The sequence below is a fragment of the Paenibacillus sp. Y859 genome, from assembly GCF_056786405.1.
Window position 1 is genome coordinate 17,986 of sequence record NZ_JBXCIZ010000021.1, and the last position, 20,616, is coordinate 38,601.

Annotated in this window: 21 protein-coding genes and 2 pseudogenes; 17 read left to right on the forward strand and 6 right to left on the reverse strand. The window is 41.0% G+C overall.

Annotated elements, in window-relative coordinates; translation table 11 throughout:
* The first annotated feature begins 51 nt into the window (after positions 1-51).
* Positions 52-366: an ATP-binding protein gene (locus tag AC1TO8_RS22915; RefSeq protein WP_482057924.1), complete on the forward strand. Its 315-nt coding sequence runs from the start codon at positions 52-54 to the stop codon at positions 364-366.
* A gap of 34 nt (positions 367-400) precedes the next feature.
* On the opposite strand, the gene AC1TO8_RS22920 is transcribed toward AC1TO8_RS22915, so the two are convergent.
* Complete coding sequence (locus AC1TO8_RS22920; protein ID WP_482057902.1) at positions 401-766, reverse strand: winged helix-turn-helix transcriptional regulator; 366 nt, start codon at positions 764-766, stop codon at positions 401-403.
* Positions 767-1,258: 492 nt separating this feature from the next.
* Here AC1TO8_RS22920 and AC1TO8_RS22925 point away from each other — a divergent pair, with 492 nt between their 5' ends.
* Complete coding sequence (locus tag AC1TO8_RS22925; RefSeq protein ID WP_482057903.1) at positions 1,259-1,975, forward strand: 3-ketoacyl-ACP reductase; 717 nt, start codon at positions 1,259-1,261, stop codon at positions 1,973-1,975.
* A 476-nt stretch (positions 1,976-2,451) separates the two neighbouring features.
* Here AC1TO8_RS22925 and AC1TO8_RS22930 read toward each other — a convergent pair whose 3' ends face one another.
* A complete protein-coding gene (locus AC1TO8_RS22930) occupies positions 2,452-3,393 on the reverse strand; it encodes an aldo/keto reductase (RefSeq protein ID WP_482057925.1) in 942 nt (313 codons plus the stop codon).
* A gap of 79 nt (positions 3,394-3,472) precedes the next feature.
* Positions 3,473-4,297, reverse strand: coding sequence for an SDR family NAD(P)-dependent oxidoreductase (locus AC1TO8_RS22935; protein ID WP_482057904.1), 825 nt, complete (start codon positions 4,295-4,297; stop codon positions 3,473-3,475).
* A 266-nt stretch (positions 4,298-4,563) separates the two neighbouring features.
* On the opposite strand from AC1TO8_RS22935, the gene AC1TO8_RS22940 reads away from it, so the two are divergent.
* The 8 genes and pseudogenes from AC1TO8_RS22940 to AC1TO8_RS22975 all read left to right on the forward strand — a co-directional run.
* Positions 4,564-5,121 (forward strand): TetR/AcrR family transcriptional regulator, encoded by a 558-nt coding sequence (locus tag AC1TO8_RS22940; protein ID WP_482057905.1) that lies wholly within the window; start codon positions 4,564-4,566, stop codon positions 5,119-5,121.
* A gap of 916 nt (positions 5,122-6,037) precedes the next feature.
* Positions 6,038-6,457: an alpha/beta fold hydrolase gene (locus AC1TO8_RS22945; RefSeq protein ID WP_482057906.1), complete on the forward strand. Its 420-nt coding sequence runs from the start codon at positions 6,038-6,040 to the stop codon at positions 6,455-6,457.
* A 286-nt stretch (positions 6,458-6,743) separates the two neighbouring features.
* Complete coding sequence (locus AC1TO8_RS22950) at positions 6,744-7,106, forward strand: BlaI/MecI/CopY family transcriptional regulator (protein WP_482057907.1); 363 nt, start codon at positions 6,744-6,746, stop codon at positions 7,104-7,106.
* A gap of 2 nt (positions 7,107-7,108) precedes the next feature.
* On the forward strand, positions 7,109-8,590 hold the full coding sequence (locus AC1TO8_RS22955; RefSeq protein WP_482057908.1) for a M56 family metallopeptidase: 1,482 nt from the start codon (positions 7,109-7,111) through the stop codon (positions 8,588-8,590).
* 168 nt (positions 8,591-8,758) lie between these two features.
* Positions 8,759-9,673, forward strand: coding sequence for an ABC transporter ATP-binding protein (locus tag AC1TO8_RS22960; protein ID WP_482057926.1), 915 nt, complete (start codon positions 8,759-8,761; stop codon positions 9,671-9,673).
* Positions 9,670-10,524, forward strand: coding sequence for an ABC transporter permease (locus AC1TO8_RS22965; RefSeq protein ID WP_482057909.1), 855 nt, complete (start codon positions 9,670-9,672; stop codon positions 10,522-10,524). The genes AC1TO8_RS22960 and AC1TO8_RS22965 overlap by 4 nt, the downstream gene beginning before the upstream one ends.
* A 193-nt stretch (positions 10,525-10,717) precedes the next feature.
* Positions 10,718-10,924 carry a hypothetical protein gene (locus AC1TO8_RS22970; protein ID WP_482057910.1) on the forward strand — a complete coding sequence of 69 codons (207 nt, stop codon included), beginning with the start codon at positions 10,718-10,720 and terminating at the stop codon, positions 10,922-10,924.
* Positions 10,925-11,217: 293 nt separating this feature from the next.
* Positions 11,218-11,304 (forward strand): annotated as a pseudogene (locus tag AC1TO8_RS22975) (SF0329 family protein); the annotation flags it as partial.
* Between the two features lie 185 nt (positions 11,305-11,489).
* On the opposite strand, the gene AC1TO8_RS22980 reads toward AC1TO8_RS22975, so the two are convergent.
* The 3 genes and pseudogenes from AC1TO8_RS22980 to AC1TO8_RS22990 all read right to left on the reverse strand — a co-directional run.
* Positions 11,490-12,029 carry a PadR family transcriptional regulator gene (locus tag AC1TO8_RS22980; protein WP_482057911.1) on the reverse strand — a complete coding sequence of 180 codons (540 nt, stop codon included), beginning with the start codon at positions 12,027-12,029 and terminating at the stop codon, positions 11,490-11,492.
* 45 nt (positions 12,030-12,074) lie between these two features.
* Entirely contained in the window at positions 12,075-13,262 is a 1,188-nt protein-coding gene (locus AC1TO8_RS22985; RefSeq protein ID WP_482057912.1) for a YhgE/Pip domain-containing protein, read from the reverse strand.
* A 181-nt stretch (positions 13,263-13,443) separates the two neighbouring features.
* A pseudogene (locus AC1TO8_RS22990) lies at positions 13,444-13,617 on the reverse strand (aldo/keto reductase); the annotation flags it as partial.
* 24 nt (positions 13,618-13,641) lie between these two features.
* Here AC1TO8_RS22990 and AC1TO8_RS22995 point away from each other — a divergent pair.
* From AC1TO8_RS22995 to AC1TO8_RS23025, 7 genes are all read left to right on the forward strand, one after another.
* Positions 13,642-13,800, forward strand: coding sequence for a TetR/AcrR family transcriptional regulator (locus AC1TO8_RS22995; protein WP_482057913.1), 159 nt, complete (start codon positions 13,642-13,644; stop codon positions 13,798-13,800).
* Positions 13,793-14,029 carry a hypothetical protein gene (locus tag AC1TO8_RS23000; RefSeq protein WP_482057914.1) on the forward strand — a complete coding sequence of 79 codons (237 nt, stop codon included), beginning with the start codon at positions 13,793-13,795 and terminating at the stop codon, positions 14,027-14,029. Before AC1TO8_RS22995 ends, AC1TO8_RS23000 begins: the two co-directional genes overlap by 8 nt.
* A 127-nt stretch (positions 14,030-14,156) precedes the next feature.
* The gene (locus AC1TO8_RS23005; RefSeq protein ID WP_482057915.1) at positions 14,157-14,351 is read left to right on the forward strand and encodes a hypothetical protein; all 195 of its coding nucleotides are present in this window, start codon (positions 14,157-14,159) and stop codon (positions 14,349-14,351) included.
* A 209-nt stretch (positions 14,352-14,560) separates the two neighbouring features.
* Positions 14,561-17,731, forward strand: a complete 3,171-nt coding sequence (locus tag AC1TO8_RS23010) for a GNAT family N-acetyltransferase (protein WP_482057916.1) — start codon at positions 14,561-14,563, stop codon at positions 17,729-17,731.
* On the forward strand, positions 17,718-18,593 hold the full coding sequence (locus AC1TO8_RS23015) for an amidohydrolase family protein (protein ID WP_482057917.1): 876 nt from the start codon (positions 17,718-17,720) through the stop codon (positions 18,591-18,593). The genes AC1TO8_RS23010 and AC1TO8_RS23015 overlap by 14 nt, the downstream gene beginning before the upstream one ends.
* A gap of 240 nt (positions 18,594-18,833) precedes the next feature.
* Positions 18,834-19,682 carry an ABC transporter ATP-binding protein gene (locus AC1TO8_RS23020; RefSeq protein ID WP_482057918.1) on the forward strand — a complete coding sequence of 283 codons (849 nt, stop codon included), beginning with the start codon at positions 18,834-18,836 and terminating at the stop codon, positions 19,680-19,682.
* Between the two features lie 309 nt (positions 19,683-19,991).
* Positions 19,992-20,429 (forward strand): hypothetical protein, encoded by a 438-nt coding sequence (locus AC1TO8_RS23025; protein WP_482057919.1) that lies wholly within the window; start codon positions 19,992-19,994, stop codon positions 20,427-20,429.
* Positions 20,430-20,616 lie beyond the last annotated feature (187 nt).

Here is a 20,616-nt window from a genome sequence, read left to right on the forward strand (position 1 = left end):
GCGGTTCATATTGAGGGAAATGTACCTGTGTTTGCTTATGCTGATAAAGAAATGGTCAACCGAATTATTCAGAACCTCATCCGCAACTGCGTCGGGCATTCCGATGGAGATATAGAGGTACAAATACGGACTGCGCAAAATGCGGTCATATCGTTTAGAAATCACGTGAAGAATACTTCTGAACTGGATGTTAATCGGATTTTTGAACGTTTCTTTCCTGCCAATAAAGCAAAGAGCAGAACCACAGGTCTAGGGTTGTCCATTGTCAGGCTTCTAGCCGAGCAATTGGGTGGCAGCACAAGTGCTTCCATAGTAGGCGGGTTTCTAGAGATAAGAGTTGAACTTCCGGGAGTTCATGCCGATTGAAATCCAGTGGCCTTTGAACACTAGTAATGTATGGTTATTCTAGTTTGATTTGATCCATTCGTTTTTTCCCCCATTCATACATCATTTCAACGATTGGTAATAACGTCATCCCAAGTTCAGTCATTGAATATTCGACTTTCGGGGGAATATCTGGAATGACTTCTCTATGAACAATTCCATCCTCTAGTAATTCACGTAATTGGTTTGTTAATATCTTGTGGGATATTTTCGGGAAAAGTTTTTGAAGTTGGCTAAATCGATGTGTCCCTTCTACACCTAAATGCCACAAAATAACAACTTTCCATTTCCCACTAATAATCGATAAGGTAAGTTCTTTTTCACAATGATAATCATGACTTAATATTCTCTTTTTGATCTCTTTTCTTAATGTATCTGACATGGGTATGAACTCCTTTTTCTATTTCTATCATAGGTAGTAACCATTTGGTAACCTCCGCTCAAAAAAGTGCGTTCTTCACAATGTAGAGAATTGAAGGTAGAATGAAGTTAGTCTTAAAGACAAATCTTTATCTGTTTTGGGAGGCAAGCATTTCTGAGTGAAACAGCGTATTTAATTATACCACTAGAACGGTTTTATAAAACGAATCAAACTTAATTATTATTTTATTGAAATATAAGAAAGTATAAGTTTTACTTGAATCAACTTCATAATCGCCGATGCAGCTAAATCGAGTTGCGTAATTATGAAATTGATTCTTGATACTCTATTTCTTATATTTCGGCAGAGACGGTTACCTTAAAGCGATACGAAGTATCGCTAGCATCGGAAGCATAAACTCCTCGAAAAAGGACGGCATAGCCGTTTCTGCTTGGTTTAATACACTCTACTTCGTCAATAATAAATCTATCTCATCTAAAGGAGCAAAAAAACATGCAAACAATCACAGGAAAAGTAGCGTTAATTACAGGAGCAGGGCGTGGAATTGGACGTGCCACAGCAATAGCTTTCGCGCAAGAAGGTATTCACGTAGGTCTTGTTGGACGTACGCTTGAAAATTTACAACAAGTTGCAGAGGAACTTAAACAGTATGACGTGAAGGTGGCAATCGCGGCAGCGGATGTAGCGGATTTAGACTCTATCACAGCAGCGGTTGAATCAATTCGTGGCGAGCTCGGTGCAATCGATATTTTAGTGAATAATGCCGGCATTGCAAAATTCGGTAGCTTCATGGACTTAACGCCTGAAGAATGGACAAATATTATCGATGTCAACGTAAAAGGTGTGTACTATACAACACGTGCGGTATTACCAGAAATGATAGAGCGCAACACAGGCGACATCATTAACATCTCATCAACAGCTGGCCAAAGAAGTGCACCAACTACAAGTGCATACGCGGCTTCAAAAGCTGCAGTTATTGGACTAAGTGAGTCTTTAATGCTTGAAGTGCGTAAGAAAAATATTCGCGTGACAACGTTAACACCGAGTACAGTTGCAACTGATATGGCTGTTGAGTTAAATTTAACAGACGGCAATCCAGAAAATGTGATGCAAGCAGAAGATTTGGCAGAATTAATGGTTGCACAGTTAAAACTTCATCCACGTGTTCTATTAAAACACGCAGGACTATGGTCGACGAACCCTTAATAGAGCTATTCGAAATATCAATGGCAGAAGAAGATATTGCTAACTAAAAAATTAAAACGAGAAAAACACTGAGATAATAATCAGTGTTTTTCTATTATATGCTACAGTTAGGGGCACAACATAAACCTGTCCAACAGTGAACAGTACTCCACACATGTGGAGTGCGTAATATTGATGGTACGAAAATGAGGTGTGACAGTATTGCTCAAGCACGCCTATATGTCAGTTCATTGATGCTGTGGGCTAAGCGGCGAAAATGGATTGGAAATCATCGGTTGGGAAAACAGTATGGGATCGAAAGATAATTTATTCAAATGGAAACATTACAAGGTAGAGATGATTCTATTATCAGTACTTCGAACCTGCTTCTACAGTAATTGGCGACTCATCTTGAACGTATTTGTAAAAATCAAAAAAACTCCTATATAGGAGTTTTTTTCATAAGCAATGTTAGCGCGTGAATGGCTACTTTGAATTTAGAAACGCCCCCCGGCAGCGAAACCTTTTGGAGAGATACGTTCAATTTCTTCGAAATCCGCTGGAGTAAGTTGAACCTGCAGAGCGCCAAGATTCTCCTTCACCCGGTCTATTCGCGTTGTACCAGGGATGGGCACAATGAAGTCTCCTTGGGCGAGCAGCCACGCCAATGCAAGTTGAGCAGATGTACACATTTTTTTTGTAGCCATCTCTTCAATCAGCGTTGCGACTTCCATATTTTTAATGAAGTTATCGCCTTGGAACCGTTCATAATTTCGTCTATAATCATCCTCTGCTAAATCCTCGAACTTTTTAATTTGTCCTGTCAGGAATCCCCGTCCCAGCGGGCTATACGGTACAAAACCAATTTCCAATTCTTTGAGAACCGGAAGTACTTCATCTTCCACTTCTCTGCTCCACAAAGAATACTCCGTTTCCACTGCCGTAATGGGATGCACGGCGTGCGCACGACGGATGATATCAGCAGGTGCTTCGGATAGACCGATAAAACGAATTTTCCCCTCTTTGACTAAGTCGGCCATCGTTCCAATGGTTTCTTCAATAGGGGTATTCGGATCGTAGCGGTGTTGATAATAGAGGTCAATGTAATCCAATCCGAGATGGTAAAGACTGGCATCCACGGATTTTTTGATATACGCCCGATCACCTTTGGGCCCCTGGGTATGCGTTACACCAAATTTCGTGGCAATCACCGCTTTATCCCGTCTAGACTTAAGCGCCCGCCCTACCAACTTCTCATTTTCTCCAAACCGCGCTTGCGCAAATTCACCATAAATATCCGCTGTGTCAAACATAGTGACGCCGATATCCAGTGCTTCATGAATGACGCGAACCGATTCCTCGTTATTTGGCATCATCATAGTTCCAAGACCTAATGCTGAAACCTCTAATCCCTCACGTCCAAGGGTTCTTTTTTGTATGGCTTTCGAATTCATCATTCTACCTCCTAGAATATAATAGTGATACAACTCACTTTTGAGTTTCCACACGCCCAACCTCTTATTTGGATTTACCCGAAGCTGGTATTGAAGCGGCAGTCTTAGATGAAGCTGGACGCGTCATACGCTCGGTTACGATGGCAGTAAATTTACGTGTCAGAAAACGACTGCTTTGAGCCAACCAATAATTTGAGGTGCCATCTATGGTATAGCTACGGCCTTTCTCTATCCCTCGGAAACCAGCTTTCACAACTGACTCGGGAGTGCCATTAATTGCTGGCATATCCGTTGTGCCGATCACATCGAAAAACTCTGTCTTGGTTGTTCCCGGGCATAAAGCAAGGATGCGTACCCCAAGGTGGCGGTTTTCTGCAAAGATCGCCTCGGTGAAGGAAAGAACAAACGCTTTAGTGGCGGCATAAGTAGCCATATAAGGGATCGACTGAAAGGAACCAAGCGAAGCTATATTCACAATAATTCCATCTTTCTGATGCTGCATGTAAGGCAAAAATTGATGCGTCATATCTACGAGTGAACATACATTTAGATTAATCATTTCCAGTTCCCGCTCGCTTGAAATCTCCTCAAAACGACCATGTGTACCGAAACCTGCATTATTGATCAGAATATTCACGTTCAGGCCAAGCTCGGCGATTTGTTCAGCCAACAGTTGCGCCGCACCTGGTTTGGATAAATCAGCTGGTAAGGCATATGCCTTTATACCATATTTAGATGATAAATCCTTTGCCAGGGTCTCTAATTTATCCTTCGACCGCGCCACCACAATCACATGGCTACCTTTAGCAGCCAGTTCCGTAGCGTATGCCTTGCCGATACCTGTTGAAGCACCGGTAACCAGTGCCACCTTGCCTTTGTAATCGACCATTGTTAAAACCTCCTGGATATAAAATTTGAGTTTCTGTGTTGTTTATCCCCTCCGTTGGAATATTTATTCTACTCCACTATAAGAATTAAATGTAAAAAAGTCAATGAAATCAGAAAAAATATTCTAAATTTATGGATTTTGTACGTTAAATAGCTGATTTTAAACGTATAACCGTTATTTTTACGGAATATTCATTCCCTTAATTGACACGCTATTAATCAAGTTGTATAATTAATTAGAATAATAATTCCTTAGTGAGGTGCAAAATGACTAAACGTGAAGACATTTTGGTTGCAACCCTTGATTTAATTATTGAAGAGGGCTTGCAATCCGTTACCTTTTCGAAAATTTTTAAGAGGGCAAATGTAGGTTCTAGCACCTTTTATAATTATTATAAAAGCAAAGAGGAATTGGTTAGTGAGCTCTTTATGAATGCTCGTACTCATATGGGAGAAGCAGTTATGATGGGGAATGATCCCAGTCTGACTGTCTATGAAAGAATAAAAGGTATGCTAAAAAGCACGATGGATTATGCACTTAGCTACCCCAAGGAACTTTCGTTTATTGAGAATTATTGCGAGTCACCCTATATCTCCGAAGAATTGAGGAATAGGCTAGATCCCTCGGCCATCGAAATTTTCTCAATCATTGAACAGGGACAAAAAGAGGGTGTTATTCGGGAAATGGATATCATATTATGTTGCCAACTCTTCACTGGAATGATCAACTCTGTCATAAAAGGTTATTTGGCAGGTAAATATTCTTTAGATGAATATCAGATACAACAGACTCTTGAAGCTTGCTGGAAAGCTATTAAGGTTTAGTGAAAGAGCTTGTGACAATATTAGGCGGGAATTCCATAACAAGTGGTTCAGCGGCAGATTTCCCTGCTAAAAATCACAGACGGCTTGTCAAATATGAGCACTCCACACATGTGGAGTGCTGTTCACTGTTGGTCAGGAAAGACTAATAGTTGAGATATATTGACGGAAATAGTAAAGAGGGGGAATTAGCCCCTCTTTTTCTTTTACCCGATGAACTATCGTTCTGCGTTAGTTGAATCCAAATATAGTTAAGTTAACATTGTATGACTGTTTATTAGTCATTTTATCTTTGCAAATATGAATGTATCCCTTAGCTGACTTCCATCAACTGAGAGATCTTCGTTCTTAATTATACCTTCGAGGTTAGACCTCAATCGTTCAGGTATAACCTTGCTTTTGCTGTTTTTTGTATCACATCGTATCTCCAATCTTTGAACTTTCAATTAATCAAATGCAAAATATCAACAAGAAAACTGGTGAGGAAATTGAACAAGAAACCATGGAGTTCGTGCAGTTCAAAGAAAACCTGATCCTATCGGTGCAAGAGTTATCGAGGGGGGCTCTTTCTGACAAACCTTTAGGTTAATGCATAAAAAGATGGTATAAGAATCTCGGCTGTTCAACTGCAGCTGGGATTTTTTGGTGTGACTAAGATAAGTAGATTGATGAAATTTACTATTGAATTCAAAAAGTCATAGGTTTCATATTGGGGATGTAAAGTAAGATTATAAAGTAAGGAGGGAAGGTAAGTGCCGGTAATTAAAGGAGGATGGAACTATGTTACAAGGAAATACACATAGTAAACATCTTACAAATCAGGCGAACGCTATACTGGAATTAAATAAAACTAAAAGTGCGTGTTCAAAAAGGTGACTTTTTGAACAACCTCTAATAAAAAGTAAATAGGAGATTAATAATGAAAAAGATAATTACACTTGGATTGATACTTACTATAATACTAACTATGGTAGGTTGTGCTCCAAAGGGTTCAGGTAATCAGGATTTGGACTCCTCTAATGCTGCAGGAAACGTTAACAGTGAGGAAATTAAACCTTACGGAAAGCTTGTTGATGTTAGAGGAAAAAAGATGAATCTTTATACAGTGGGCGAGGGTGAGGAGACTATTGTTTGGATACCGGGCTATGGAGATATTGCTCCTGGAATTTGCTATACAAAAATGTTGGAGGAGCTATCTTCTAAGTATCGTGTAGTGGTAGTCGAACCATTAGGCTATGGTCTAAGCGATATAATTGAGGATGAACGTACGATTGAAAACGTCACAGAGGAAATCCACGAGGCGCTACAGGCTATCGATGTGAAAAAAAATATATTCTGATGGGGTATTCTATTTCTGGTGTTTATGGATTGAAATACATCGACAGTTACCGTGATGAACTTAATCTGCAGTACAAATTGATAGCAGCTAAAAATCTTAACAATAAAAATGTTGTGAATGAATAGGAGCTTATGGATGCTAACTTCCAAAAGGCGAAGTCTTCGGTCAACTTATGATCGATAGGATTCGCTTTTTTTGTTTGGAAATAATAATGCTTATTTACATCTGGGTCTATAAGATATAGACTAAGAGTAGGTCGATAATATATAGACCAAGGAGGCTTATGATGAAAGAATATAAACTAACAGAAAGTGAAGAAAAGTTTGCGCATTTAATTTGGCAGAATGAGCCGATTGGCTCTGGCGATCTTGTAAAGCTATGTGAAAAAGAAATGAAATGGAAAAAGTCAACAACATATACAGTACTGAAAAAGTTATGTGAAAAGGACATTTTTCAAAATGAAAATGCTGTGGTTTCGTCTCTAATTACAAAGGATGGATATTACGCTAAGCAAAGTATACGTTTTGTTGAGGATACCTTTGGTGGGTCCTTGCCTAAATTTCTAACTACTTTTATTGGAGCAAAGAAATTAAGTAAGCATCAAGCGGAAGAGTTGAAAAGATTGATTGACGAGCATGAGGAGGTTTAGCAATGAGTGAACTATTTCTTACTGCTTTAAATATGAGCCTTACAGCAAGCTATGTTATCCTTTTGGTGATACTTATCAGGTTTCCACTCAAAAAAGCTCCGAAGTTTATCTCATATGCACTCTGGGGTGTGGTGGCATTTCGTCTTATCATTCCATTCTCTTTTGAAAGTATGTTTAGTCTGATGCCACGGAATACGAATACTGTTCCTATCCCCCATGATATTATCTATCAGGAATCTCCACAGATTAATAGCGGGATAGAAGTAGTTGATTCTTTTGTAAGTAAATCACTTCCTGCACCGAGTATTGGCGCTAGTGTAAATCCATTACAGATTTATACAGAAATAGGGGCATACGTCTGGGTCTTAGGAATAATAGCATTGCTTGTTTATAGCCTGGTATCTACTTTTATCTTAAAAAGACAGCTTAAAAGTGCACAATTAATAGAGAAGAATATCTTCGAAGCGAAGAATTTGAAAACACCATTTGTGCTTGGCTTAATAAGACCAAAGATATATTTACCGGTTGGACTTAACGTTGAAGAAAGAGGCTATATTTTGCTACATGAACAGACTCATATTCATCGAAAAGACCATATCATTAAAATAGTAGCCTTCTTAATATTATCCATACATTGGTTTAATCCTCTTGTGTGGATTGCGTTCATGTTAATGAGTACGGATATGGAGCTTTCCTGTGATGAACAGGTACTGAAAGAAATGAATGAAGATATTAAAAAGCCTTATGCTTATTCGTTATTGTCACTTGCTACCAGAAAGCATATTTTCAATGGAAGCCCGCTTGCATTTGGCGAGGGCAATGTAAAAGGGCGGATTGAAAATGTGTTGAATTACAAAAAAACTTCCTTTCGGGTGATTGCTATATCAATGATAACTGTCATTATTGTAGGAATTGCACTAGTTACAAATCCTAAGAGTAATGCTAAAGAATTAGCGGTAGACATGTCTGATATTGAACAAATGAACATTGGTGCCGAAATGCCCCGACTTTTATATGCCGATAACAACATAGCGGTTATGCAGGGTACATTTGGAGTAGTCGTATATAATATGCAAGATTCAATAGTTACTAATCGAATTTCATATGAGCATAGTAAGTCATATGGCATCTCAATGATGTTAGCATCTGTATCGCAAGATGGTACAACAATCTTTATTGGAAATGATGATATGTATAATGAATTTATATATACTCATCAATACAATATTAGTACTAGAGTAATCAAAAAAACTAGACAACAGCCATCAAGCATGTATAGACCTACAACTATTGAACCCGTTCCTGGTTATAATGAGCAATACGATAAATATTTCGATTTACACTATCTTACGAGTAACAAAATTGTAGAGTTGGATCATTCATTTATATATCTACGCTCCTCAGATTGGAATATGAAAAACTTACAAATTGTTATTTTCCAGTATGAAGATGGTGAAAGCAAAGTTTTTGATGTGTTCAAATGAGAATGATAGCCTGCTGACTTATTATTCAATCCCAATGGGGTAGGGGACGACACCAATCAGGATAAAATATTGAAGCAAGGTGATTATAGTCTCTTTTTTTACGGAAATATATGGATTATACTTGTGGTAAAGTTGAGTTATGACGATGGGATGAGAGGTGAATTAGTTATGGAGCTTATTATTGAAGTGACTGGCTTAAGTAAATCATATGGCAAGGTTCAGGCAGTTAAGGATATCAGTTTTTACGTTGAGAAGGGGAAGATGTTCGCTTTTCTAGGACCGAATGGAGCGGGGAAGTCAACAACCATTGATATTATTTGTACGTTTCTAAAACCGGACTTTGGCACGATATCCATAGATGGGTACCTGTTAGGCCAAGATGATGATAAGATTCGCTCAGCTATTGGTACTGTATTTCAAGATGGATTATTAGATTCGCTGTTAACAGTGGAAGAGAACATGAAGATTCGGGCAGGGTTTTATGGTACGAAAGGTAAGAAGTTAGCTGAGTCAGTACGAATAGCTGCAGAGGCCGCTGGCGTAACCGAGTTTTTGAACCGTCCTTACGGTAAATTATCAGGTGGTCAGCGTAGACGTGCCGATATTGCCCGCGCACTAGTCCATACTCCCAAAATTTTAATACTAGATGAACCAACAACAGGACTTGATCCTCAAACGAGGAAAAATGTGTGGGAGATTATTAAAAAGCTACAAAAAGAAAATAACATGACCGTATTTCTGACTACACATTATATGGAGGAAGCAGCCGATGCGGATTATGTCGTCGTGATTGACAATGGTAGCATTGCGGCAAAAGGAACTCCGACAGAATTGAAAAATACATATGCCAGCGATCAATTAAATCTATTTCCGATAGATATTGAAGAAACAGTGGAATTTCTGACAGAAGCACAGGTCGATTTCACCCGAAACGTTGATAAAATATCGATTAAAATCCCTTCCACATTGGATGCTTTGCCGATTCTTGAACAATGTAAACCGTATATTAAAGGATTCGAAGTGTTAAATGGAACAATGGATGATGCCTTTATCGGGATAACTGGAAAGGAGATTAGACCATGATAGGATTTGCTAAACGAAATCTCTTCCTCTTTTTTAGGGATAAAAGTGCCGTCTTCTTTTCGCTGCTGGCTGTGTTTATTATTATTGGTCTGTACGCATTGTTTCTGGGAGATGTGTGGGCGAATAGTTATCCGGACATAGCGGATATTCGCTTTCTTATGGATAGTTGGATTATGGCTGGTCTGTTGGCAGTGACATCTGTAACAACGACAATGGGTGCCTTTGGAACGTTGGTCAGCGATCGAGAGAAGAAAATTAACAAGGACTTTCATTCCTCGCCTGTAAGAAGAAGCGGTATTGCCGGTGGATATGTCATTAGTGCGTTTGTGATCGGCTGCATTATGAGTGCTGTGGCACTTGTATTAGTAGAAATCTATATCGTCGCCAATGGTGGGAAATGGCTGTCTATAGTGGCGTTAGGCAAAGTTATTGCACTCATACTAGGATGTACTTTTGTGAATACAGCTATCATATTTTTTGTTGTTTCCTTCTTTAAAAGTAATAATGCCTTTGCTACAGCTAGTACGGTCATCGGTACAATGATCGGATTTCTGACAGGGATATACCTACCTATTGGTGCTTTGCCGGATGGAGTCCAGTTCGTGATCAAAGTATTTCCAGTATCACATGCCGTATCGATTTTTCGCCAGGCGATTATGGATTTACCCCTCTCTGAAGCTTTCGCCGGAGCACCTGCTGGGACGTTAATTGAATTTGAGAAAATGATGGGAGTAACCTATTATTTTGGAGATTATGAGGTAACCGCTTGGACCAGTATATTGTATCTAATCTTAACTACGGTTGTTTGTTTCGGATTGGCCGTTCTGAATTTGAGACGTAAAAATAAATGAGCATCATTTATATGAACCCATACCGTAACTGAGAGGATAAAACGATGACATCCTTTTTGGATCGCTATCTTGGATGAGAGCGGTCTATTTATTTTTAAATTGTTTTATCCGTAGTTAAGTTATTCCATTTTATAGTATAATAAGAGTATTTCTTATAGAGTCCATACCTTTAGATAAAGATTGGGAGATGGAGATGTCGTCCAATCTTCATGTGTTTATCGCCGTCGATGGCAAAGAGGTTATTGGCTTCTGTAGTTTCGCTTCCTTGTTCGAATGTAGCCTGAGTCACGGAAGTGAATGTGTGATCCAGCAGGTTGTTATCGACGCTGAGCGACAGATGGAGCAGTATCTGGAAAATAAGAAAATAGCAGATTTGCCGAAATTATTAAAGACGGAGTGATGATCCGTTCTTTTTTTATCCTACGTTCTATTCCAAAATGGCAGCGTACGGAGACCTGGATGATTCCGAACTATAAGACCGATTAAATGTATGGAAAAGATTCTGGATAGATGCCGGCTAAGAATCAGCCGAGTTGTACAAGAGAATAAGCAGTAACATTACGAAGCTTTATCTCCTATCGGAAAAACAAATCGAAGGGTTGTTGGCAGAATCCGGATTTACAAAAATAACCCAGATTTATTCTACGGGCCTTATGGCAGGATGGATCTGCCATGCGGAATGATATGCTCTAAAGGCGAATTTTAAATATGACCGAGAAGATGAAGTTAAAGCATCCAATTGTGCAGTATTTCTATGAACTACGGCTGAGTACGTTATGAGAATAAATAACTCATTAACCTCCAATCGGGAGGTTTTTTCATGAGACCATACGTTTGCTGACAGATTGGTGTCGGTGGGGGTGTTGTATAATGATAGGAATACACCGTTCAGTTTATTTAATCAGTTATTTTTAATGAAAAAAAGAAGAATGCCTTGGACTATCATAATCCAAAGCAATCCTCTTTTATATAGCCTTCGTTTTTAACTTTTCTAAAAGAACTTCCAACCAGTGAGTGGATTGCTCTAATAGAGATCCATAGTAGTTATCCATGAAATCTACTACTTCACGAATGGAATCATCTATATCAATTTGATGATAGATTTGATTCATATATTCTTTTTTCTTCCGCGACTGTTCGATTTTCTTCTCGATAATAGGAATCACTTTGTCAGTTTCTACAAAACGAAGATTCATAAGACCGACAATCAAATCTGGAATGGATTCTGCATTTTCTATTAACTGATAAATTTTGAGTGGGAGCTGCTTACGTCCTTTATCAGTAATGGAAAACACCTGCTTGTCTGGGCGATGTTCTTCTTTAATAATCTCTACTTGTTCAATTAAGCCTTGTTTAGAGAGGGAATCAAAGTGATAATACAGTTTGCTTTCAGTTAGATTACCCAATTTATCAAAGGGAATAGGGTGGGATAGTTCTTTTTTTAATTTATACGGATAATTATTTTCATCCATTAACTTACTTAATATATAAATTTGAATTGACATCACAAACCCACTCCTAATTTGTTGGCTAACTACATCTTACCAAACTTAGGCGGGTATTTCAGCTGTGTTTTTTTCTTCAATGGTTTGTACAGTTTCTTTAGTCACAGGCATTGGTTTATGAACAAACCGGACGATTACAATGTTAATCAACATAGCACCGATAAATACGCCTGCTAATCCCCATAAGAATGGTGCTGGGCTAATAGAACCAAACATTAGTGCGAGATAAGATTGTACAGAATAATACATCGGTGTAATGTGGCTGAACCATTCATATGGTGCATGCATCATGTCACGAGGCATGGTAGCACCATTGGCGAGCGTTTGCATTAATAGAATTGGAATATTTAGAATCATACCGCCTTCACCGAATAAGAAGACCATAATCGCACACACGTTAAATGCAGCCATATACATTAGAATCTGCTGAGCAGCGACTGGTAAAAGTAATGATAGCTCTACATCTGCAATAGAGAATGAAATAGCTAAAGCAACTATTGCTGATAATACAGCGATGACTAAAGCTGTTAATTGTACGAAAATAAATAGTTTCGTCTTACTTGCTTTCCCGCGGTTCGCTTTAAATGAAGCAACTAATTGCAATGCCGCAATCATTGCACCAACATAACTAGCCATGGTTAAGAACATGGGTAACATGCTGTTGTGCATGCCATCTGGAATATCATTAATAACAACATAGTTCCCTACATAACTGTTTTCTATTTGTGCAGCAAGTGCTGCTGCTTGTTCTTCGGGTACATTAAAGTTTTTTAACACACCTTGTGCGGTTTGTTGAGAGAAGTTCGCGCTTAATTGTTTGTTAATTTCTCCTACAACAGAAGACATCGCTGAAGATACCATTGTGGCAGAAGCTTCATTGACTGTGAAATCAATACCCGCTGATACATCACCACTTTGAATATTGGCGGAGAATTCTTCTGGAATATGAACAACTAGAGCTAACTTATTATGTTCTAATTCATCCATCGCCTTTTTATTCGTTACATCGGTTTTAATCGTTTTGAATGGTAAGCTTTCTGTCAACTGACTCGAAATCTGAGCCCCGTATTCACCTGCGTCATCATTAACGATAGCGATTTTTAAATCATCCATGTTCCCCGGAAGCGCCGTATATCCTGGTAAGAAAATACCAAGCATCGCAGCGGCATAGAACACACCCATGAAAATTGAAGCAATTGCTCCTTTGGATTTCAAAAATTTTGTAAACTTCACAGTATAATTCCTCTCTCTTAGACACTTTTTTTAAAGTGCTTTAATTAAAGTACTTTAATTGACTGTGATTTATCTTACAATAATTAAATTCGAATGTCAATATAACGAGAGGGGCCATTCCGATAACATACAGACTCGAAATGCTGACTTGATGTAAAGAAGACAAGACGCCAGAATCAATTCGCTTGGTACCGGGGATTAGCACAATAAAGTCTCCTTGGGCGAGCAGCCACGCCAATGCAAGTTGAGCAGAGGTACACATTTTTTTTGAAGCCATCTCTTCAATCAGCTCTGCGACTTCCATATTTTTAATTTGTCCTGTCAGGAATCCCCGTCCCAGCGGGCTATAAGGTACAATTATTCCTTAACGAGGTGTGAAATGAGTAAATGTGAAGACATTTTGGTTGCAACCCTTGATTTAATTAACGATGAGGGCTTGCAGTCCGTTACCTTTTCGAAAATCTTTAAGAGGGCAAATGTGGGTTCTAGCACCTTTTATAATTTTACTAACACCACTAGGAGGAACACATATGTCTAGAACGTATTCACGTACGTATATTGAGAATGTAAAGCTTGAAATGATGAATAGATTGGGATTGAAGAAGGTATTTTATAAGGAACAAATAGGTGATACCTTAATTTTTGAAGCGGTGGGATTTGATAGAGAAACACAACATCGATTCTGTGTTAGACCGAAAACGGGGACGATTGATGAATTTTTTTCAGGAAAATGGATGAAAGTACGCAATTTTATAATTAAAGGTTGATTCTGGAGAAATGAAGTGTACTGGAATAATGAAGGTGTAATTTATAAGAATTACGCCTTTTTCTCATTTTCAAAACTAATTATTTTAGGGGAAATGAACTTTTTGGCATTAAGTCGTGCTGTGACTAGTGATACTTATCGTAGTATTCAAAGGAACGATTTCGTTTGAGCTTTGTAAGTCCATTTGCGAAAAAGTTAACATTACACTTTGGGTAAGAAATACAGAACAGCTAGATTCACTGGAACTAGTCATGAATGAGTTCGCTGGATATCAAAAGCTAGATGTTAAGATTTCCCTCGCTTCCATTCTTAACTACGGTTGATTGTTTCGGACTGAATAGGTTCCTGATTCTAGGTGGTAGAATTTATGTTAAACTGTTTTATCTGTAGTTAAATAATTCCATCTTATAGTATGATAAGGGTGTTGATTGTAGAGTTTACCAGGATAAACATGGGCAAAAATGCCAATCCGTGTTTGGGATGTTACAATTGAAGAGTACATACCTTTAGATGAAGCTAAGGAGATGAGAGAATGACAACAAATGATACCGTAGAACAAATTCGCATTATTGAATACGATCCTTCCTACGCTGGAGCGATCGCTGATATGTGGAATCTGAGCAACGAAAGTTGGGGAGGTGGCACCAAGCAGAGTACGGAGGAGACTGTACGTCGGGAGATGGAGATTTCGTCCAATCTTCATGAGTTTCTTGCGGTCGATGGGAAAGAGGTTATTGGCTTCTGTAGTTTCGCCCACTATCGTCAAGACGAAGGGGCCTTGTATGTACCGCTATTGAATGTACGACCTGATTATCACGGTTACAAGGTTGGTCGTAATCTCATCTTGAATGCTGTCCGCAAGACAGTGGAAGCGGAGTGGCCACGGCTGGATCTATTTACTTGGGCTGGCAACACCAAAGCCGTGCCGATGTATAAGAAATGTGGGTTCTTCTGGGAAAAAAATGAGGATTACGTCCACCTGATGAACTTCATTCCGACCGTATTGCAAACCGAAGCACTCGCTCCTTATTTTGAAGAGCTGGATTGGTATGCAGATAGCACCCGCGAGCTCGTCATCGAGCCGGATGGTCGTCGGGAGCGTGGATTCGATTACTTTGACTACACGTGGAGTAAGGGAGATCTCTCCGTGCGAGCGGAATTTGAAAAGACAGGTCGCGGACTGACAGCTCTCGACACGCCTGACTATACAATCTCCACCGAAATCGATGATCACGATCTTGTGTTCGGTTGCGCCTACAAGGTTCGCTATCGCATAAAGAACTGTTCGGCTTCTGAGCTGGCGATTGAGATCATGGGGCAGGACGATAAGAATATCCGATTTGCGCTGGCTACTGTTCAAACAATCGCTCCAGGAGAAACGGTCATCGTGGAGGGGGAATTCGAACTTGATCCGGTCCGGGAGGAGCAGAATGATAAGAAGACCCATCCTGTTGTCAAGAGCCAATGGGTTATCGGTGGTAAGCGAGCCGAGTTCCGTATAGGTATCGCTCCTAAATTCCCGGTAAAGATGAAGATAGCGCTACCAGTTAGCGAGCTTTATCCGGGTATTCCGACCGAGCTGTATCTGAATGTGGAGAACAATTTTGCTTCGGAAGCGGAGTTCGCTTTTGAATGGCCAGAGGATGAATGCGTGGAATGGGCTGAGCGTGCGGTACGCTTCACAGTTCCAGCTAAGGGCAAAGCATCTATCCCGGTAACCTTGACCTTGCGGTCCTACGGACTCTACTCGAGAGAGGTTGAGGTGACGGCTGTCCCGGCAGACAGTAAGGTGGTCTCCTTCACAAGCAAGCTATCCGTCCTGATGAAGGGAACGCACGGCCGCTTTGGTGGGGAATGCGGGGAACAATGGGTCGCCGTGAACGGCGCATTCTCCCTCCATCTTAACAAGCTCGAGAATAACATGTGGATCGAATATCCTGGTTCGCATCACAGTTTCTGGTGGAACTATCCGAAGCTGGGTAAACCGTTTGCAGAAGAATTCTCCAAGAAGCAGGCCAAAGAAGTGAAGATCTACTCGGAAGGGGAGAGTCAAGTTCTTGAAGCCCTCTACGAGTCGGGAGACTTCCCCGGCCTGCAAATAAAGTCGGTCGCCAAGTTGTTCGCAAGTGGTATTGCCCAATTTCATCATGAAATCTGCAACACTAGTAGCAAAGAACTGGAAGAGAATATGTATCTCCTGACGAATTTCGGGTTCTTCGGCAATCGACTCATCTTGCCATATCAGGGCGATTATATGGATATGGGCGACGCATATTCCAGCGATCCGAATCTTTGGGACAGCGCCCAGATCACGGAGAACTGGCTGTTCAACAAGGAAAAGAACTTCGCTTGCGGTATTTGTTGGGACCCTTCCCTGAAGCTGCTTCGCCCGGAATATCCACTTGGGCTGGAACATGATCTTGGTCGGATTTCCGGCGGAGCCGTCGTGCGGACGAAGGCGACTGTATTTGCACTGAACACCTTCACCAAGTGGTGGGATTTCCGTTCCTTCGCTCGGAAGTTGCGGAATCCGATCGTACCCGTGCTGGAGAATCATCTCGAACTGACGCTTGGCGGTAGTAATCCATTCGTGGCTGAGCCTTTGAACGTAGAACTTATCGAAAGAAAGATGGTTCCGCTCGCAGGTAGCTTGGAACTGTATGTGCAAAACGGTGAGGGAACGGAGCGAAAGGTTGCCGACATGAAGTTGTTAAGGGAGCAGGATCTTCGTTCTGCAAGCTTTGAGTTCTCCCCTGAGGAAAAGCAAGATCCGGGAAATGGAGAATCAGGTTGTAAGATCCGGGCCATCTATCGCGGTGAGGATCGGGTTCAGGAACGGTCGGCTCTTTGGTTTCCTCATACGGAGTCAAGCGTTGTTTGTGAGATAGAGGAAAGTACGACAGGTCCCGTGTACACGGTGAACAACGGAGTCCTCTCCATAGCGACTGCCCCCGGATTCGGTAGCGTTGTGCATTCCCTGAAGCATCAAGGCGAAGAATGGCTGGACAGTTCGTATCCGGAAGCGGCCCCGCGATCTTGGTGGAATCCATGGTACGGTGGACTTGGCGTGGGTATCCACGGCATAGGTGGCTTTAGCCGACAGCAGGAGCGAAGAAGTGCGACCTGGGCGGAGCGGAGTGATGTGCATGGAAACATCTGGAAGGGAGTCCGAATGACCACAGTCATCGAGAAGCAGGAAGCGAACCGGGGGATCACGATAAACCAGCATTACCTTATGCTGCCCGGTGTCCCTGTTCTCTGTGTGCTGCATTCGGTGACCAATGAAAGTGGCGTGGTTCTACCGCATTATTCGCTCTCGGACGATAATTTCATCAAGCCTTCGCCTGTCTTCTCCGAAGGATGGTTGGAAAACCCAGGAGAGGAGAAGTTCCTTCTCGGGAATCTGGAAGTCAATCTTCAGTCCAAGGGACTCTTACGAATCGGCGCGGTATCTCGTCAGAACATGCTGCATGTAGTGAATAGTGATTACAATCAGAACTCATCAGCATATGTGAACAACAAGGTGTTCTGTCATAGCGTGAATCACCATCTTTCCCTTAAGAATGGGGAAACCACCTGGACACAGCCGACTTTTCTAATCTTGGGTCGTATGGATCTGAATCTGGAGGATGTCCGTGACTTTCTGAAGCTGACCTTTGCTAGTCCTACCGACAATAAGGAGTCCACATATGCCGATTATTGACATTCATATTCATCTTTCAGACATTGACAGCTTTCATCAAACAGCGATCGATCTCTCCAAAGTCAATTACACCGCTACAGGACTCAAAGCGGAGTTTGACAAGAACAACGTCATTCTCGGCATTGGAATGGGTGTCAGCGAGCAGACGAAGGGGGCATTTCCCGATTCCAGTTCACCCAACCCAATGGGCCTAGATTTGGAAGACAGTGTTCCGCCATTCCTAATGGAATGTGTTGGTATCAATCCGAACAGGCTCGCGGGCAAGCACGCTTTGGAGGAGTTGGACCTGATCGAAGCGAGGCTGCAAGCTCCCGAGGTGGCGGGAATCAAGATATATGCCGGGTACTATCATCATTACGTCTATGACAAAATCTACACGCCGATCTATGAATTGGCTGCCAAGTACGGCATGCCGGTGGTCATTCATACAGGTGATACCTACTCGATGAACGGATTGCTGAAGTACTCGCATCCGCTTACCGTAGATGAATTGGCCTACCAGCAGCGCGGCGTGAATTTCATGATCTGTCATCTGGGTGATCCTTGGGTGATGGACGCCGCCGAAGTGGTGGCCAAGAACCCTAACGTTTACGCGGATTTGTCCGGCCTTGTCGTCGGTGATCGCCCTCATTTCGAACGGTTCATGAATGAACCGCTGTTCATGGACCATTTCCGCCGGGCGCTCGTGTACTGTGATCATTACGAGAAAATGTTGTTTGGAACCGACTGGCCGCTTGCACCGATCGACCTATATGTGGAATTCATCCGCCGGCTCGTGCCGGAGCAGCATCATGAGAAGATATTTTACGAGAATGCCTTAGGGCTGTTTCCGCGTATTCAGGAGCGGATCGCGGTGCTATGAGAGCGTCAATAACGGTAGAGTAAGAGCACGATAAAGCGCGCGAGACTTAGAGCATAAGAAAGCAAGACATTCCCTGGGATAAAGCCAAGGGGATGGCTTGCTTTTTGTTCAAATATAAGAAAGGATTGAACTGATGAATTTGACAGAACCAACAATCAAATTAAAAACGATCAATCGTTCTATGGATGAGATAGGGTTATAAATATTCAGGTGGGAGTTATATTCTAATGGGGGGATCCAATGGATACTATCATTCGTCTTGATCATATTAATAAGTTTTATACCCAACATCGGCCTATTCTCAAGGATATAAGCTTCTCCATTTTTAAAAATCAGTCTATTGCATTTCTGGGGTGTAATGGATCGGGTAAAACCACTTTGCTAAAGATAATTGCAGGTCTTATTCGTCCTTCTACGGGTAAAGTGATCTATAATCCGTCCTCTCCATTACGTGTTGGTTTTGCTCCGGAACACTTTCCTAAGCCAAAGTTCACTGCTGAAGAGTACCTGTATACAATGGGGAGAATACAGAAGCTTTCTAAACCTTATCTCAATGAAAGAATAGGTGCTCTACTGGATAGATTCAACTTGAGAGAAACTCATAGTATCGCCTATTTTTCTAAAGGAATGACGCAAAAGGTTAATTTGTTGCAGGCTGTTTTGGGCAATCCAGACGTATTGATTTTGGATGAACCTCTTTCGGGATTGGATGTTGCGTCTCAGAGCGATCTGGCTGAAATGCTGAGTGTTTTTAAACAAGAGGGCATTACGATTATTATGTCCTGCCACGAAACGGACTTGCTGAATCAAATTGCTGACCGTGTCATCGTTATTAATAGTGGAGTGGTCGAATCAGATAATCCATACTTACGAGAAATCGAATCTGCAGTCAGAATAGTGTTCTCAAACCCGAAACCTGAAGAGAGTAATGAAGTCGCAGATTGGTTGCCCGTGGAGTATATTCAAAAGTTAAAGAACGGCAATGAACTTATCGTGAAAGAGGAAAATAGTGACTTCGTGCTGTACTCGTTGCTAGAACGGAAGTACTCCATTCTTTCAGTAGAACGAGATCAAAACCCACTGACTTAAGAAAGGTTATTCATCATCGAGAGGAAAGGGGGTGAATTTTCGGTGAGCTTGATTGTGTTTTTGTTTAAGAGTTATTTTCGATCCTATAGATATTTCCCGATTTTTCTATGCTACTTCATAGGTGTAATGATGCTTTATTCATATAGACCAAATCCAGTAATGGATAGCTATGCTATATCCTCAGTCTTTCTTTATTTTATCTCTACTTGGTTATGTTCCAGTTTTCTTTCTTCAATGAATGAGGTTCAGGAGCAGATTACATCTTTGCATGCAGGTAGTGTTCGAACCTATCTAGTCGGGAGAACAGTAATGATTTTTTTGCTTTGTACCTCCTTAAGTTTATTTGCAATGGTATATCCTGTGGTCACGAATATGTTTGATCAATCGGTAACATGGATGCAATGGTTGACAGCATTCGCAGTCCATATTGAAATGTCCCTGTTAGGAATGCTCATAGCACTATTCTTTAATAAGACTTTTGTGAAAAATACAAGTCTCTCGATTAGTGGGATGCTTTTTGTATTAATCGTAACGTTGGCGATGCAAGGTCTAGTTAATTCTGCAGGTTCGGGATTCTCGTTACTGTTCTGGGTGCTGCCTCCTGCCGTTGAAACGTTCACTACTCTTATGAACTATGATAAGCAATCAGCATTGAAATCGGCTGTAACATTATCGGTCTCGTTTGCATATTTCGTGCTCTTGTTTTACGTATATCTTAAGCTACAAATTAAAAAAATGTATGAGTAGATGCTGTCTTCGTATCCCCAAAGATCTATTATTAGTGGAATCCACGGAACATCCTACTCAAGCCATCGAAATGATCGGTAAAGTCCATGATACTCGACAAATTCCCATGTTCCACCTGCGTGTATTTATAGTTTGTGATTGTAAGCACAAACTTATGTTTGTAGCTCTGTTACGCTATGAATATCAA

Excerpts from the sequence above, each read along its gene's own strand:
- AC1TO8_RS22915 (WP_482057924.1), top strand. The coding sequence starts at position 52 with ATGGTCAACCGAATTATTCAGAACCTCATCCGCAACTGCGTCGGGCAT.
- AC1TO8_RS22920 (WP_482057902.1), bottom strand. The coding sequence starts at position 766 with ATGTCAGATACATTAAGAAAAGAGATCAAAAAGAGAATATTAAGTCAT.
- AC1TO8_RS22925 (WP_482057903.1), top strand. The coding sequence starts at position 1,259 with ATGCAAACAATCACAGGAAAAGTAGCGTTAATTACAGGAGCAGGGCGT.
- AC1TO8_RS22935 (WP_482057904.1), bottom strand. The coding sequence starts at position 4,297 with ATGGTCGATTACAAAGGCAAGGTGGCACTGGTTACCGGTGCTTCAACA.
- AC1TO8_RS22940 (WP_482057905.1), top strand. The coding sequence starts at position 4,564 with ATGACTAAACGTGAAGACATTTTGGTTGCAACCCTTGATTTAATTATT.
- AC1TO8_RS22945 (WP_482057906.1), top strand. The coding sequence starts at position 6,038 with ATGAAAAAGATAATTACACTTGGATTGATACTTACTATAATACTAACT.
- AC1TO8_RS22950 (WP_482057907.1), top strand. The coding sequence starts at position 6,744 with ATGAAAGAATATAAACTAACAGAAAGTGAAGAAAAGTTTGCGCATTTA.
- AC1TO8_RS22955 (WP_482057908.1), top strand. The coding sequence starts at position 7,109 with ATGAGTGAACTATTTCTTACTGCTTTAAATATGAGCCTTACAGCAAGC.
- AC1TO8_RS22960 (WP_482057926.1), top strand. The coding sequence starts at position 8,759 with ATGGAGCTTATTATTGAAGTGACTGGCTTAAGTAAATCATATGGCAAG.
- AC1TO8_RS22965 (WP_482057909.1), top strand. The coding sequence starts at position 9,670 with ATGATAGGATTTGCTAAACGAAATCTCTTCCTCTTTTTTAGGGATAAA.
- AC1TO8_RS22970 (WP_482057910.1), top strand. The coding sequence starts at position 10,718 with ATGTCGTCCAATCTTCATGTGTTTATCGCCGTCGATGGCAAAGAGGTT.
- AC1TO8_RS22980 (WP_482057911.1), bottom strand. The coding sequence starts at position 12,029 with ATGTCAATTCAAATTTATATATTAAGTAAGTTAATGGATGAAAATAAT.
- AC1TO8_RS22995 (WP_482057913.1), top strand. The coding sequence starts at position 13,642 with ATGAGTAAATGTGAAGACATTTTGGTTGCAACCCTTGATTTAATTAAC.
- AC1TO8_RS23000 (WP_482057914.1), top strand. The coding sequence starts at position 13,793 with ATGTCTAGAACGTATTCACGTACGTATATTGAGAATGTAAAGCTTGAA.
- AC1TO8_RS23010 (WP_482057916.1), top strand. The coding sequence starts at position 14,561 with ATGACAACAAATGATACCGTAGAACAAATTCGCATTATTGAATACGAT.
- AC1TO8_RS23015 (WP_482057917.1), top strand. The coding sequence starts at position 17,718 with ATGCCGATTATTGACATTCATATTCATCTTTCAGACATTGACAGCTTT.
- AC1TO8_RS23020 (WP_482057918.1), top strand. The coding sequence starts at position 18,834 with ATGGATACTATCATTCGTCTTGATCATATTAATAAGTTTTATACCCAA.
- AC1TO8_RS23025 (WP_482057919.1), top strand. The coding sequence starts at position 19,992 with ATGATTTTTTTGCTTTGTACCTCCTTAAGTTTATTTGCAATGGTATAT.